Origin of the sequence: Streptococcus sp. AS14 (genome assembly GCF_000286495.1) — a bacterium.
GTDB classification, from domain to species: domain Bacteria; phylum Bacillota; class Bacilli; order Lactobacillales; family Streptococcaceae; genus Streptococcus; species Streptococcus sanguinis_P.
Genome location: NZ_ALKI01000014.1, coordinates 30175 through 43439 on the forward strand (window position 1 = coordinate 30175; position 13265 = coordinate 43439).

At 42.5% G+C, this 13265-nt stretch carries 15 protein-coding genes and 1 riboswitch; of the genes, 10 read left to right on the forward strand and 5 right to left on the reverse strand.

Annotation, left to right across the window (positions count from 1 at the left end; all coding sequences use genetic code 11):
• Positions 1-38: 38 nt before the first annotated feature.
• Together HMPREF1150_RS04145 and HMPREF1150_RS04140 are read left to right on the forward strand one after the other, a co-directional pair.
• Positions 39-935 (forward strand): hypothetical protein, encoded by an 897-nt coding sequence (locus HMPREF1150_RS04145; protein WP_032905564.1) that lies wholly within the window; start codon positions 39-41, stop codon positions 933-935.
• A gap of 58 nt (positions 936-993) precedes the next feature.
• Positions 994-1653, forward strand: coding sequence for a hypothetical protein (locus HMPREF1150_RS04140; RefSeq protein ID WP_009659979.1), 660 nt, complete (start codon positions 994-996; stop codon positions 1651-1653).
• Between the two features lie 40 nt (positions 1654-1693).
• Here HMPREF1150_RS04140 and HMPREF1150_RS04135 read toward each other — a convergent pair whose 3' ends face one another.
• Genes HMPREF1150_RS04135 through murT form a run of 3 tightly spaced genes read right to left on the reverse strand, consistent with a single transcriptional unit; the run spans position 1694 to position 4098 of the window.
• Complete coding sequence (locus HMPREF1150_RS04135; RefSeq protein ID WP_002895980.1) at positions 1694-1951, reverse strand: LapA family protein; 258 nt, start codon at positions 1949-1951, stop codon at positions 1694-1696.
• An 18-nt stretch (positions 1952-1969) separates the two neighbouring features.
• Complete coding sequence (gatD, locus tag HMPREF1150_RS04130; protein ID WP_002906920.1) at positions 1970-2755, reverse strand: lipid II isoglutaminyl synthase subunit GatD; 786 nt, start codon at positions 2753-2755, stop codon at positions 1970-1972.
• Positions 2755-4098, reverse strand: a complete 1344-nt coding sequence (gene murT / locus HMPREF1150_RS04125; RefSeq protein ID WP_009659997.1) for a lipid II isoglutaminyl synthase subunit MurT — start codon at positions 4096-4098, stop codon at positions 2755-2757. The genes gatD and murT overlap by 1 nt, the downstream gene beginning before the upstream one ends.
• Before the next feature lie 232 nt (positions 4099-4330).
• Here murT and cdaA point away from each other — a divergent pair, with 232 nt between their 5' ends.
• The 7 genes from cdaA (at position 4331) to HMPREF1150_RS04095 (ending at position 10964) form a co-directional block, all read left to right on the forward strand.
• Positions 4331-5179, forward strand: a complete 849-nt coding sequence (gene cdaA, locus HMPREF1150_RS04120; RefSeq protein ID WP_009659978.1) for a diadenylate cyclase CdaA — start codon at positions 4331-4333, stop codon at positions 5177-5179.
• The gene (locus tag HMPREF1150_RS04115) at positions 5167-5931 is read left to right on the forward strand and encodes a YbbR-like domain-containing protein (protein WP_185760129.1); all 765 of its coding nucleotides are present in this window, start codon (positions 5167-5169) and stop codon (positions 5929-5931) included. Before cdaA ends, HMPREF1150_RS04115 begins: the two co-directional genes overlap by 13 nt.
• Positions 5932-6025: 94 nt before the next feature.
• A complete protein-coding gene (glmM, locus tag HMPREF1150_RS04110) occupies positions 6026-7378 on the forward strand; it encodes a phosphoglucosamine mutase (protein ID WP_009660006.1) in 1353 nt (450 codons plus the stop codon).
• Between the two features lie 66 nt (positions 7379-7444).
• Positions 7445-9184, forward strand: a complete 1740-nt coding sequence (locus tag HMPREF1150_RS04105; protein ID WP_032905566.1) for an Ig-like domain-containing protein — start codon at positions 7445-7447, stop codon at positions 9182-9184.
• Positions 9185-9301: 117 nt separating this feature from the next.
• Entirely contained in the window at positions 9302-9430 is a 129-nt protein-coding gene (locus HMPREF1150_RS11755; protein WP_002895969.1) for a DUF4044 domain-containing protein, read from the forward strand.
• A 50-nt stretch (positions 9431-9480) separates the two neighbouring features.
• Positions 9481-10791, forward strand: a complete 1311-nt coding sequence (gene obgE, locus HMPREF1150_RS04100) for a GTPase ObgE (RefSeq protein WP_009660000.1) — start codon at positions 9481-9483, stop codon at positions 10789-10791.
• Between the two features lie 11 nt (positions 10792-10802).
• Positions 10803-10964, forward strand: a complete 162-nt coding sequence (locus HMPREF1150_RS04095) for a hypothetical protein (protein WP_002895966.1) — start codon at positions 10803-10805, stop codon at positions 10962-10964.
• 86 nt (positions 10965-11050) lie between these two features.
• Here HMPREF1150_RS04095 and HMPREF1150_RS04090 read toward each other — a convergent pair whose 3' ends face one another.
• Both HMPREF1150_RS04090 and HMPREF1150_RS04085 read right to left on the reverse strand, forming a co-directional pair.
• The gene (locus HMPREF1150_RS04090) at positions 11051-11602 is read right to left on the reverse strand and encodes an ECF transporter S component (protein WP_032905569.1); all 552 of its coding nucleotides are present in this window, start codon (positions 11600-11602) and stop codon (positions 11051-11053) included.
• A gap of 13 nt (positions 11603-11615) precedes the next feature.
• Positions 11616-12587 carry a nucleoside hydrolase gene (locus HMPREF1150_RS04085; protein WP_009660013.1) on the reverse strand — a complete coding sequence of 324 codons (972 nt, stop codon included), beginning with the start codon at positions 12585-12587 and terminating at the stop codon, positions 11616-11618.
• 120 nt (positions 12588-12707) lie between these two features.
• Positions 12708-12752, reverse strand: a riboswitch (PreQ1 riboswitch).
• 132 nt (positions 12753-12884) lie between these two features.
• Here HMPREF1150_RS04085 and HMPREF1150_RS04080 point away from each other — a divergent pair.
• Complete coding sequence (locus HMPREF1150_RS04080; RefSeq protein WP_002906916.1) at positions 12885-13265, forward strand: RidA family protein; 381 nt, start codon at positions 12885-12887, stop codon at positions 13263-13265.

Below are 13265 nucleotides of genomic sequence, written 5' to 3' on the forward strand. Positions count from 1 at the left end.
ACTTTCAATCACTAGGTGCGACACGAGCTTCTGTTGGGATGCTTGGCTTGGCCTGGTCCGGTATATTTGCCTTAAGTATTGCCTTGTCGCATGTGTATTATTTTATAAAAGATCAACTCAAATTGAATCCCTTTTCTAATCTTATATTCCTATTTTTTTGCGTATACCTTCTTTTTATGCTGATATGTCAAGTTATTTCTTTCAATCAAAAATTGATTTATAGGCATCAATTTTTTGGCACAGCCATGCTTTTTGCAATGATTAATGGATTACTTCTGTCATTAGTTTTAACGGATTATGTTATTGTTGTACTCACTAATAATTTATTGAGAAATTCTTTTATATATACCATTATTTTTGGGCTTAGTTCTCTGATTCTATTTTTGGGTTTAATCCTTTATAATGTAAGATGGCTAAAGAAACAATTAGAAACAGGCTTTTCCGAGCAACGGACTAATGCCAACTATGTTGCTGCTTTGAGTGTCTATAGTAAACCCTCTATCTGGATAATTCTAGGAGCTACCTTGCTTGGGGGAATGATGGTTGGTTGGATATCCGGTTATTCTAAGCAAATATTAGGTATTTTTGGTAATCTAGTGTTTATATCAGCTTTCTCGAGACTCATTGTCGAAGTCGGATATTTACTTAAGTTGAGAGCGAAAGATAAGACTTACTGGGAAGAAGTACCAGAAGAATTATATAATCAGAGTTTTTTAAAAACTTTAGATTTCAAAAAGACTAAGCCCCGTTTGATTACAGAGGTTATTCTATTTCTTGGTATTATTGCTTGTTTGCAATTATTGCATATAGATGCTGAAAATAGTCCGATTTGGCTAATATGGTTTATTAGAATTTTTGGCTATACGATTGTCTTGGATGCTACGGGGAGTTTTATTTATTATCAGTTTAAAAAGAGGAAGAAAAGAAAATGCTGAGAACTATATCAACCTGACTTGTTTTAATTGTTGGTATATAGAGAGGAAAGGATGAAGGATGTTTTTTAGGAAAGTTATTTATATAGGGGAAAGTGATGGTCAGGCTATTTATGTAAATGTAGAAAAGCCGAGAGATCCCTTAGCAGCTCCTAAAAGTAAACTATTGAATACAGAGGCATCGCGTGGCAATCGAAAACAAATCATTTTAATTACATCATTTCTGATTGCTTTTAGTGGTGCGATGCAGCTTTTTCCTGAGACACGATTGTTTGGTGGTGTCTATGGCTATGGTACTTTGGTTTATTTTCTAATTGTTTGGTTTCTGGAAGGTACTCTTTTGCTGGTCATAGTAGAGCGAGCCCTTTATAAGAATGTTAAGTTGGCACAGCCAACCAGTAAAGAAAATTTTAGACGGGCAGTTGATACTAATCTTATTTGGGGTAATTTTGGCGATAAGAAGGTTACTCTTGGCAAGAAGATATTCGCTTGGATTTTCACAGTATTTATGGCTTTAATGGGACTGATTGGTCCAATTTTAGTCATATCTATTCTAGTTTTTAATATGATAGGAACACCTATCGGCAGTGAGATTATCACTTTAAGCTTTATGGGTATTTTACCAGCTGCAGCAGTTCTGTTATTATGGCAAAACAATATGGTTAGATGGTTTATGGCTGTTGAAAGATATAGAAAGAATAGATACAATAAAATTTCATAAAAAGAAAATACAAAAAAACTAGGCTGGAATAATTTCCAACCTAGTTTTCTGTATGGGAATTTTTAAGTGCTTCTTTGGTTTTCTTAAGCTCTTTTTTCAGCGAGAAGTTTTTTAGCATGCTGATGAGAAAGGTCGTGACAGAGCCTAGGAGCACTGAGACCAAAATCAATATGATTAAGGGAAGTTTGAAGCTAAATAGGATAAAGCTAACATTGACACTCTGCATATTGGCCAAGGAAATACCAGCAACTAATAGAACGGTAATTAAAAGCAGGATATAGTGCAATTTTTCTTTCATAGTGATTCTCCTGTTTATCTATTCAAACTCTGCCTTGCTCTTGATATCTCCATATTCTTCTGGGATTTCTTGGGCTAGGATATCTTCATAAGCCGCCAGTTCAATATCTGAGCCATACTTGTTTTTCAGAGCAGTGGTCACCAGACGGTAGGCCAAGTTCGCATTGCGGGACAAGATAGGGCCGTGAAAGTAGGAGCCAAAGACATTTTTATAATGAACGCCTTCGCAACCATCCTCTTGGTTGTTGCCATTTCCATAGACGACTTTGCCCAGAGGTTTTTCATCGTCAGCGAGGAAAGTCCGTCCTTGGTGATTTTCAAAGCCGTAGTAGGTTTCATCGAATTCTTCGTTATGAATCTTGATGTCACCGATATAGCGATTATTGGTCTGGTTGAGGGTATAGTGACCCATGATGCCCAGACCTTCGATTCGTCGGCCAGAAGCTTCTATATAGTATTGGCCTAAGAGTTGGAAACCACCGCAGATAGCTAGCACAACGCCATTTTCATTGATAAAACTTTCCAAAGCTTCTTTTTTAGACGGCAAGTCACGAGCCACAATCGTTTGCTCATAGTCTTGACCTCCGCCAAAGAAGACGATGTCGTAGCTGTCCTTGTCAAAGTCATCTTCTAGAGAGACGATATCGACTTCAACTCTAGTACCTAGCTTTTCAGCCACATACTTGAGCATGAGAACATTGCCGTTGTCGCCGTAGGTATTCATGAGATTGCCATAGAGATGGGCAATTTTAATATCGTAACGGTAATCCTTGTTTTCAGGAGAAGTGAGGGATCTGTAAACCATTAGTTCATCTCCTTTCTGACCACTTGACGCTCTGCCAGTAGCTCGCGGAATTCCAGCATGGCAGTATAAGTTGCTAAGATATAGGCATGCTTGGTTTCTTGCTGCTCAATGGTCTTAAAAACTGCTTCCAAATCTTTGACTTCAGTAATCTGATTTGCTGGATAGCCCGTTACCCGCAAACGACGAGCAATCTCAGAGTGGCGCACACCACCTGCAATGACATGAGGAATCTCCATCTCTAAAATCTTCTCAAAGTCAGCATCCCAGATCCAGCTGGTGTCAATGCCGTCCGCATAGTTGGCATTGAGTAAGACAGACAAGCTAAAGTCAAATGGTGCAAGTCCAATCATATCTAAAGCTTGGGTGGCTCCGACCGGATTTTTAATCAAGACTAAGGTACATTCCTTATCGCCGATTTTAAAAGTTTCCTGACGGCCAAAGACAGCACGGCTCTTGTCAAAGCCAGCCTTGATAGTAGCCGGCTCAACGCCAAAGAACTGAGCCACTGATACAGCGGCCAAGGCATTGTAGATATTATAAAGACCGCCGATATTGATTTGATAGTCTTGACCATCAATGGTAAAGGCCGAGCGGTTATGCTCAAGTGTTTTGAGAGCGGTCAGGCTGTAGTCAAGCTTAGGACGCTTGAAGCCGCAGTCCTCACAGATATAAGCCCCCAGATTGGCATAAGTGTTGAGCTCGTATTTGAGGATATGCTCGCACTTGGGACAGAGAATGCCCTCTGTATTGTAGTGAGCCAGCTGAGCTTGGCCTTTCTCGGTATCAAATCCATAGTAGCGTACAGGATTCTTCAGGCTTACGGAGTTAAAGAGGGGGCTGTCACCATTCATCAGTACAGTTGCTTCAGGCACTTTAGCTGCAGCATCCAGAATCATCTGGTAGGTCGTGTAGATCTCGCCATAGCGATCCATTTGGTCTCGGAAAATATTGGTAAAAACGAAGAGGCTAGGCTTGATATAATCACAAATCCGAGATAGGCTGGCTTCATCTATTTCCAGCACAGCGATATGTTTGCCAGATTTGCCTTTTTTAGCAGTCAGGAAGGTTGTCGTAATCCCAGTGATCATATTGGCACCGCTGGGATTGGTCACCACTTGTCCGAAGGCTTCCTTGAGAATGCCTACCGTCAGAGCTGTAGTCAGAGTTTTACCATTGGTTCCGGTAATAACCACGACCTCATAGTTCTTCGCTAGGTTTTGTAAAATATTTTTATCAAATGTCAGGGCAACTTTCCCTGGCAGAGTCGATCCACGCCCCATTTTGCTGAGAACAAAGTGGGAGGACTTGCCTGCCAAGAGGCCCAATGCTGTATTTATCTTCATAAGAAATATTTTATCATAAAAAAGTAAAGAAGGTTACAGAAAAATATTGACAAACGTGATATAATGGGTTGGTAAGTCTTTAAGCATTAAGACCCACTGTAAAATAAAAAGAGAGAAGTTAATTGAGTAAACTCTTATTACAAGATAAAATCAGGCTGATACTAGGTTTAATAAGTTCGATTTGTTGCTACAGCTGTTTGATTTTGCTTGTAGAGGAGTAGGAAGTCTAAGTATGAATTTTCAACAACTAACCAATCTCCAATATTGGGCCAGTTTGTTTTCTGACCCCTGGAGGATTGTAATTAATATTATTGACGTCGTTATCGTCGCATGGATTCTATATTATCTAATCAAGGCCATTGCTGGTACCAAGATTATGATTCTGGTCCGTGGGGTGCTCTTCTTTATCTTGGCACAGTTTTTTGCCAATATCATCGGCTTTACCACCATTTCTTGGTTGATTAATCAGGTCATCACTTACGGGGTCATTGCGGCCGTGGTGATTTTCTCGCCTGAGATTCGGGCAGGATTGGAAAAGCTTGGCCGAGCAACGGATATCTTTTCTGCGACGCCCATCAGTAACGAAGAAAAAATGGTTCAGGCCTTTGTCAAGTCTGTTGCCTATATGAGTCCGCGGAAAATCGGGGCTTTGGTGGCCATTCAGGGAACCCGCACCTTGCAGGAGTACATTGCAACAGGGATTCCTTTGGATGCAGATGTGTCTGGAGAGCTGCTAATCAACATTTTTATCCCCAATACGCCATTGCATGATGGAGCTGTCATCATAAAAAACAATAAGATTGCGGCTTCCTGTGCCTACCTGCCTCTGACAGAAAGCAGTGGTATCTCTAAGGAGTTTGGAACCCGGCACCGCGCAGCTATTGGCCTGTCTGAAGTATCCGATGCGTTTACTTTTGTTGTTTCAGAAGAAACAGGCGGTATTTCCACCACACACAATGGGATTTTCAAGCATGATTTGACTTTGGATGAGTTTGAGACAGAGCTGAGAAAGGTCTTCTTATCAGAGCAGGACAAGCCAGCGGGTTTGAAAAAACGCTTCATGGGAGGATGGAAGAAATGAAAAAACGTAAAAAAATTCTTTATATCATCTCTTCGTTTTTCTTTGCCCTAGTGCTTTTTGTCTATGCAACCTCCAGCAGTTATCAAAACAATACTGGAGTTCGACAGGTCACATCTGAAACTTATACCAATACGGTTTCCAATGTGCCGATTGACATCAAATATGACAGTGAGAATTACTTTATCAGCGGTTTCACTTCTGAAGTTTCCGTCGCTCTGACAGGCTCCAACCGGGTCAATCTAGCCAGTGAAATGCAGGAAAGCACTCGAAAATTTAGAGTCGTTGCTGATCTTTCCAAGGCTACAGAAGGCACAGTAGAGATTCCGCTAAAAGTGGAAAACCTACCGAGCGGTCTGACTGCTACAGTCACTCCGCAGAAGATTTCTGTTAAGATTGGTAAAAAGGCCAGCAAGAAGGTTGAAGTTCGCTACCTCATTACAGACAGCCAGGTGGCTGAAAATGTGTCTATCAGTGGTGTGACCTTGGAAAATAAGGAAGCTACAGTTACCAGTGACGAGGAGACCCTGTCTAAGATAGAGTCTGTCGTGGCCATTCTCCCGACCAATGTCATTATCACTGGTAACTATAGCGGGACAGTACCGCTGCAGGCTGTGGATGGTCAGGGAAATGTCATGCCAAGCGTGGTGACACCATTTGAAACGACTATGCGTGTCAACACTAAAACAGCAGACAGCTCAGGCTCGTCCTCCTCTAACAGTAGCTCAAATACGAGCTCATCAAATAAAAACTAAATAAAATTTTGAAAATAAACTTGGATTAAAGCGGTCTGCCTTGCTTGCAGCCTAAATCTTTACATCCAGGTCTTATGAAAGGAAACTATTTATAATGGGTAAATACTTTGGAACCGATGGTGTTCGCGGAGAAGCAAATGTGGAATTAACGCCGGAATTGGCCTTTAAACTCGGTCGCTTTGGTGGTTATGTTCTGAGCCAGCACGAAAGTGAAGTTCCTCGGGTCTTTGTTGGCCGGGATACTCGAATTTCAGGAGAAATGCTGGAAAGCGCCTTGGTTGCAGGACTTTTGTCCGTTGGGATTCATGTTTATAAGCTGGGTGTCATTGCAACGCCTGGTGTAGCTTATCTGGTTAAGTCAGAGAAAGCTAGCGCAGGAGTCATGATTTCTGCCAGCCACAATCCAGCTTTGGATAATGGTATCAAATTCTTTGGTGGTGACGGCTATAAGCTGGATGATGAGCGTGAATTGGAAATCGAAGCTTTGTTGGACGCAGCAGAAGACACCTTGCCACGTCCAAGCGCCGAAGGTTTAGGTGACTTGGTTGACTATCCAGAAGGACTGCGCAAGTACCAACAATACTTGGTTTCAACTGGCTTGGAACTAGAAGGAATGCATGTGGCCTTAGATACGGCCAACGGTGCGGCTTCTACCAGCGCCCGTCAGATTTTTGCGGATCTCGGCGCACAGTTGACGATTATCGGAGAAAATCCAGACGGCCTCAATATCAATCTGAATGTTGGCTCTACGCATCCAGAAGCTTTGCAGGAAGTTGTTCGTGAGTCTGGTGCAGCGATTGGTCTGGCCTTTGATGGAGATAGTGACCGCTTGATTGCAGTGGATGAAAATGGTGAGCTAGTAGATGGTGACAAGATTATGTACATCATCGGTAAGTACCTGTCTGAGAAAGGCGAGCTGGCGCATAATACCATTGTTACGACTGTCATGTCCAACCTAGGCTTCCATAAGGCTTTGGATCGCGAAGGTATTCAAAAGGCTGTGACAGCAGTTGGTGACCGCTATGTAGTAGAGGAAATGCGTAAGAATGGTTATAATCTTGGTGGTGAGCAGTCTGGACATGTTATCATCATGGACTACAATACGACAGGTGACGGTCAGCTTTCAGCTGTGCAATTGACCAAGGTCATGCAGGAAACAGGTAAGAAACTATCCGAATTGGCCGTTGAAGTAACCATCTATCCGCAGAAACTAGTCAATATCCGTGTGGAAAACAGCATGAAGGATAAGGCGATGGAAGTCCCTGCTATCAAGACGGTGATTGAGAGAATGGAAGCCGAAATGGCTGGTAATGGCCGGATTTTGGTTCGTCCGAGCGGAACAGAGCCTCTGCTGAGGGTCATGGCTGAAGCACCGACTGACGAAGAAGTAAATTATTATGTAGATACCATTGCCAATGTTGTTCGAGATGAAATTGGAATTGAGTAATAAAAAGTAAAGAAACTGAGACATAACGTCTTGGTTTTTTTACATTTGTGTGAATATTTAAACACTTTGATACAAAATGTTGATAAATTGCAATACTCTTGGTATAATAAGCTACGAAAGGAGAAAAAGATGAAAAATAAAAATACAATTATTTTTAAAATTCTTATCTTATTAACAGCTATTGTTACAGGTTTAGGTTTTGCTGCTCGAACTCAGGCTTCTGAAGTAACTGAATACAGTCAGCAAACCAGCATTACTAAGGATGGTGAGCCATTAACAAGTGACTCAACTGTTAAGACTAATGAAACCTTGTCTGTAACAACCAACTTCACATTTCCTGCGGCTCAAACGATCGCTGAAGGGGATACCCTGACTTTTAAACTTCCGGAAGAATTAAGTCTGATTACTGCCTTAAACTTCGATGTCTATGATGTTGTTAATCATACGGGAGAGTTAGTCGGTACAGCTCAAACTGATCCAGCGACCCATTCGGTTACAGTAACCTTCAGTAACTACTTCACAAACTATACACAAAAGAAAGAGCTTTCTCTGACTTTTAATGTACGAATGAATAACGAAAAAGTTAAAGAATCAGGTCCAGTTGCTTTCAAATTTGGCCAGACAGACTTTTCTTTCCAATACCAAAAGGAAGATGGAACTGCTGGTGAATATGAAATGAAATATGGTTATCAAGACAGTAGCGATCCAAGCATTGTCAAGTGGCGTATTATCCTGAATGCAAGACAGGACATGCTTCGTAACATGGTAATTTCAGACAACTTTGGTGATGGTCTGACACTGGTACCGGGTACTCTGCGTGCAGTTCGTTATGCTCCTGTAGAAGGCGGTATCCGCAATGAAGCGCACTTGCTGACTCTGCCTGTTTTGGATAACTTTACTAACAAGGCAGTCCTAACCCAAAACGCCAATGGCGATGCTAACGGTTTTACCATCAACTTTGGTGATAACTACAACTGGCCAATGTACATCGAGTACTCTACTCGCGTACCAGAAGGTACAAAAGTGGGTGATGTGGTTAACAACAAGTTATCATGGACAGCTAAAGGCTTCCCAGAGCGTACTATTACTAAGTCAGTCCGCTTGGAAGACGGTTCTGGTAAAGGAAGCGCAGTTTTAGCAAAAGATGTGAAGATTCAGGCTCAGAAAAAGCTTGTTAACAAAGAATTAGAAAAGGGTCAGTTTACCTTTGGTCTCTTTGATGAAAACGGTAATTTGCTTCAAACAGTGACCAATGAAGCGGATGGATCTATCAACTTCAAGGCCTTGAACTATAGTGCAGCTGGTACTTACCGCTACAGCATCAAGGAAATTCCGGGCAATGATGCTAACTACATCTATGATGACAAGGAAGCTCAGCTGACAGTTACTGTTAAAGATGTGAATGGTGAGTTTTTGGGATCTGTTAAATATGATTTGGATCCAGTCTTTACAAATACCTATAGAGGTAATGATCCAGGCAAGGCAGTTCAGCCACCTAACCCTGGAAATAACAACAATCCAAACAATCCAAATAACAACCCTAACAATAACCCAAATAATAATCCAAACAACAACCCAAATAATACCCCTGGTAACAGTTCCGACAATCCAAAGGGAGGAACAGACAATCCAGGAAATGGAAATAACAATTCAAACAACGGTACCAATGATCCAGGTGCTGCAGGAGGCAACAAAAAAGTTCTGCCTAAGACTGGTCAAGAAACGACACTTTGGCTGTCAGTTGCAGGTTTGGCAATCTTAGTTGGCTTTGGAAGCTATGTCTTTCTTCAAAAAAAGACTAGATAATATTCAAAGGTTTTAAGAGTTTTCTCTTAAAGCCTTTTTACATGCTTTTCCATTTGAAAAAACGGAGCAATCGTGTTAGAATAGACCTAGTAATTTTTAAAGGATAGAGGTGTTATCGTGGCTTTTGGAGATAACGGACAACGCAAAAAAACAGGATTTGAAAAATTGACGATGCTGGTCGTGATTATCATGCTTATCGTGACAGTCGGAGCGATTTTTGCTTCTGCTCTCAGCGCAATCTTTTAATCCAAACGCTTCAGGGCGTTTTTTTAGACTAGAAAAAGAGAATAGAAAAAATGAGTATGTTTTTAGATACGGCCAAGATTCAAGTTAAGGCTGGCAATGGTGGTGATGGCATGGTGGCCTTTCGCCGTGAAAAATATGTTCCTAACGGCGGCCCTTGGGGTGGCGATGGTGGCCGTGGCGGCAATGTTGTTTTTGTTGTAGACGAGGGCCTGCGTACCCTGATGGACTTTCGTTACAATCGCCACTTCAAGGCTCAGTCTGGTGAAAAGGGCATGACCAAAGGAATGCATGGTCGTGGAGCTGAGGACTTGATTGTTCGTGTGCCTCAGGGGACGACAGTTCGTGATGCGGAGACGGGCAAGGTGCTGACGGACTTGGTAGAAAATGGTCAAGAATTTATCGTAGCGCGTGGTGGCCGAGGCGGTCGTGGAAATATTCGCTTTGCAACGCCTAAAAATCCTGCTCCAGAGATTTCTGAGAACGGAGAACCGGGTCAAGAGCGAGAGCTTCTGCTGGAGCTCAAGGTCCTAGCAGACGTTGGTCTGGTCGGATTCCCATCTGTCGGGAAATCCACTTTGCTTAGTGTTATTACAGCAGCTAAGCCTAAGATTGGTGCTTATCATTTTACAACAATCGTGCCTAATCTAGGCATGGTTCGCACTCACTCTGGAGAGTCCTTTGCAGTAGCAGATCTGCCGGGTTTGATTGAGGGGGCTAGCCAAGGAGTGGGACTGGGAACCCAGTTTCTCCGTCATATTGAGCGGACACGGGTCATCCTGCATGTCATCGATATGTCAGCTAGTGAGGGACGTGACCCTTATGAGGACTATCTGGCTATCAATAAAGAGTTGGAATCCTACAATCTTCGTCTCATGGAGCGCCCGCAGATTATTGTTGCCAACAAGATGGATATGCCAGATAGCGCTGAAAATCTTAAGATATTCAAAGAGAAGTTAGCAGCTAATTATGATGAGTTTGCGGACTTACCGCAAATCTTCCCGATTTCTAGCTTGACCAAGCAGGGACTTGCGACCCTCTTGGATGCGACCGCAGAATTACTGGATAAGACACCAGAGTTCTTGCTCTATGATGAGTCTGAAATGGAAGAAGAAGCTTACTATGGCTTTGACGAGGAAGCACCAGCCTTTGAAATTTCTCGTGATGATGATGCGACTTGGGTGCTGTCAGGTGACAAGCTTGAGAAACTCTTTAATATGACCAACTTTGACCGCGATGAAGCAGTCATGAAATTTGCCCGTCAACTTCGTGGTATGGGCGTTGATGAAGCCCTTCGTGCTCGCGGAGCCAAGGATGGTGACCTGGTCCGCATCGGCAAGTTTGAATTTGAATTCGTTGACTAAGGAGGCTTGCAATGGGTGATAAACCAATATCCTTCCGAGATGAAAATGGAAACTTTGTCTCTGCAGCCGATGTCTGGAATGCAGAAAAGCTAGAAGAGCTCTTTAATAAACTCAACCCCAAACGCAAGCTGCGTCTGGAAAGAGAAGCATTAGCAAAAGCGGAAGAGGAATAAGATAAAAAGCAGCTGAGCAGGAATAATTCCTGCTCAGCTGCTTTTTTGTGCTAAAGATGTATTCGTTAAGGTAATTAATCTTTGTTTTAAGCAAAGATTTTAGGACTGACTGCTTTTATTCGAGGGAGAGTAGCTAGGCAGACACCTAGAACGATAAGCTTGTCTGCATAATCAGTCAGTATTTGGACGAGGACGATACTAAGGACGGGGTTGACTCCCATTCCCCGCAGGGCTTGGACTATGAGGCTGGATCCGCTGGATGTTATGCCTCCGAAGAGCAGGACAGTGATTGCAGAGGCTACTAGGGTACCCGGAAGGGCTACCAAAAGGGTTTTCCAGAGAAGACTGAGCTTTAAGCTTCCTTTTTCTTTAAAAAACCAAGCTGCTGAAAGAGCAATGATGATAGCGACTGGCGAGTAGTAGAGAGAAAAGATATCGGTTGTCATCCAGCCAATGAGGGCGCTGAGAAAGGCAACGCCAGCCCCAGCAAGAGGCCCTAAGGTTAAGCTAGCTAGAATCGTTCCAAAGGTATCTAGATAGATAGGTAATTTCAGAAAAAGTGCAATATTAGCTCCCACATAGTTAAGAGCGATACAGATAGACAAGAAGCTTAGGATAAGGGGTGTCGATTTTTTCATGATAAAATTTTCCTCATAAAAGTGATGATAGGTCTTGAGCAATCGTTTCCTTAGGCTGATTCAGGAGGATAGCTAAGAAGTCTTGGAAGAAGAGTGAGGGACTGACTTGAGTTGCAATATAGGCATTGGCTGGTTTATGATAGAAGTCATAAGCATCAACCACAGTCTGTCCAAGAGCAATGCCTTCGGTTACGACTTCAACATAGGAGTCGAAGCCCATACAAAGGTCCTCATGCAGAAAATGAGCAATAGCCAGGGGATCATTGATAACACAGCCGATGATGTGTTCATATTCCCAGTGGAAGTCCCAGTAGAAACGCGTGATACGGCCGACAAACTCAGCTACTTCTGGCTGTAGGAAACGCATGTACTCTAATAGATTGGGGGTGAGGACGATGGCGCGTGTGACATCCAGTCCCACCATCTCGATTTTTCGGCCTAACTTTTGATAGACAAATTGAGCGGCGTGTGGGTCACACCAGTAGTTATACTCGGCTACAGGTGAGCAGTTGCCATGAGATTTGTAGCTGCCGCCCATGCTGACAAAGCGTTTGATATGTTTTCCAATTTGGGGATTTTGCTTTATAGCCAGTGCTAGATTAGTCAATGGTCCCAAGGTGATTAGGGAAGTGTCCTGAGCCTTCTGGAAATAGGTAGCCAGAAATTCAGAGGCTTTCTGAGGCTGGGGCTGACAATTGCTTGTTCGATTGATTTCGCTCTCGCCTAAACCATCCATACCGTGGGTATCCTGAGCTGAAACGAAATCGCGGACTAGAGGTTTTTCTGCCCCTGCATAGACTGGTATATCTAGCCGGTTCAGTTTTTCTAATATTTTAAAGGCATTTTCAACACCAAGGTCCACTGGGACATTTCCAGCGACGATGGTCAGTGCTACAACTTCTAAATCGGGATGTTGAATGGCATAAATTAGGGCTAGACTATCATCTATACCAGGGTCACAGTCGATAATGATTTTTCTTTTCATGAGTTCTCCTTTGCCTATATAAAAATGAGGTTGAGACAATCGGTCCCAACCTCTTAACTGTCAGCCTAATCGAGGAGACAGCAAAAAAACTATGCGCAAGACATTTTAAATACAATATAAAGGCACTTAGTTTTTTATTCTGGGAAGTTTTCGAACCAGTCCAAAACCGAGGTTTTGATTTCTCTATTTTTCTATCATAAATAAAAATAAGGAAAAAGTCAATGGGAGTAAGACTAACATGGTCACCCCCATCTTTTTATGGTATAATGAAAAAAATAAGTAGGAGAAGTGATAATTATGGCAAAAACGATTCATACAGATAAAGCACCAGCAGCGATTGGACCTTATGTTCAAGGAAAAATTGTGGGCAATCTTTTGTTTGCGAGTGGGCAGATTCCCCTGTCTCCTGAGACTGGAGAAATTGTTGGGACGACTATTGAAGAGCAGACCCAGCAGGTACTGAAAAATGTTTCAGCCATTTTGGAAGCCGCTGGAACAGATTTTGACCATGTAGTCAAGGCTACTTGCTTCTTGAGTGATATCAATGATTTTGTGGCCTTTAATGAAGTTTACAAAACGGCCTTTACAGAAGCATTTCCAGCTCGTTCAGCAGTCGAAGTGGCTCGCCTGCCTAAAGATGTGAAAATTGAGATTGAGGTTATTGCCGAGATTCTCTAA

Bases quoted from the DNA above. Each gene is read 5' to 3' on its own strand.
- murT (WP_009659997.1), bottom strand. From the start codon at position 4,098: ATGAAGATAAATACAGCATTGGGCCTCTTGGCAGGCAAGTCCTCCCAC.
- obgE (WP_009660000.1), top strand. From the start codon at position 9,481: ATGAGTATGTTTTTAGATACGGCCAAGATTCAAGTTAAGGCTGGCAAT.
- cdaA (WP_009659978.1), top strand. From the start codon at position 4,331: ATGAATTTTCAACAACTAACCAATCTCCAATATTGGGCCAGTTTGTTT.
- HMPREF1150_RS04115 (WP_185760129.1), top strand. From the start codon at position 5,167: ATGGAAGAAATGAAAAAACGTAAAAAAATTCTTTATATCATCTCTTCG.
- HMPREF1150_RS04090 (WP_032905569.1), bottom strand. From the start codon at position 11,602: ATGAAAAAATCGACACCCCTTATCCTAAGCTTCTTGTCTATCTGTATC.
- glmM (WP_009660006.1), top strand. From the start codon at position 6,026: ATGGGTAAATACTTTGGAACCGATGGTGTTCGCGGAGAAGCAAATGTG.
- HMPREF1150_RS04085 (WP_009660013.1), bottom strand. From the start codon at position 12,587: ATGAAAAGAAAAATCATTATCGACTGTGACCCTGGTATAGATGATAGT.
- gatD (WP_002906920.1), bottom strand. From the start codon at position 2,755: ATGGTTTACAGATCCCTCACTTCTCCTGAAAACAAGGATTACCGTTAC.
- HMPREF1150_RS04135 (WP_002895980.1), bottom strand. From the start codon at position 1,951: ATGAAAGAAAAATTGCACTATATCCTGCTTTTAATTACCGTTCTATTA.
- HMPREF1150_RS04140 (WP_009659979.1), top strand. From the start codon at position 994: ATGTTTTTTAGGAAAGTTATTTATATAGGGGAAAGTGATGGTCAGGCT.
- HMPREF1150_RS04095 (WP_002895966.1), top strand. From the start codon at position 10,803: ATGGGTGATAAACCAATATCCTTCCGAGATGAAAATGGAAACTTTGTC.
- HMPREF1150_RS04080 (WP_002906916.1), top strand. From the start codon at position 12,885: ATGGCAAAAACGATTCATACAGATAAAGCACCAGCAGCGATTGGACCT.
- HMPREF1150_RS04145 (WP_032905564.1), top strand. From the start codon at position 39: ATGCTTGGCTTGGCCTGGTCCGGTATATTTGCCTTAAGTATTGCCTTG.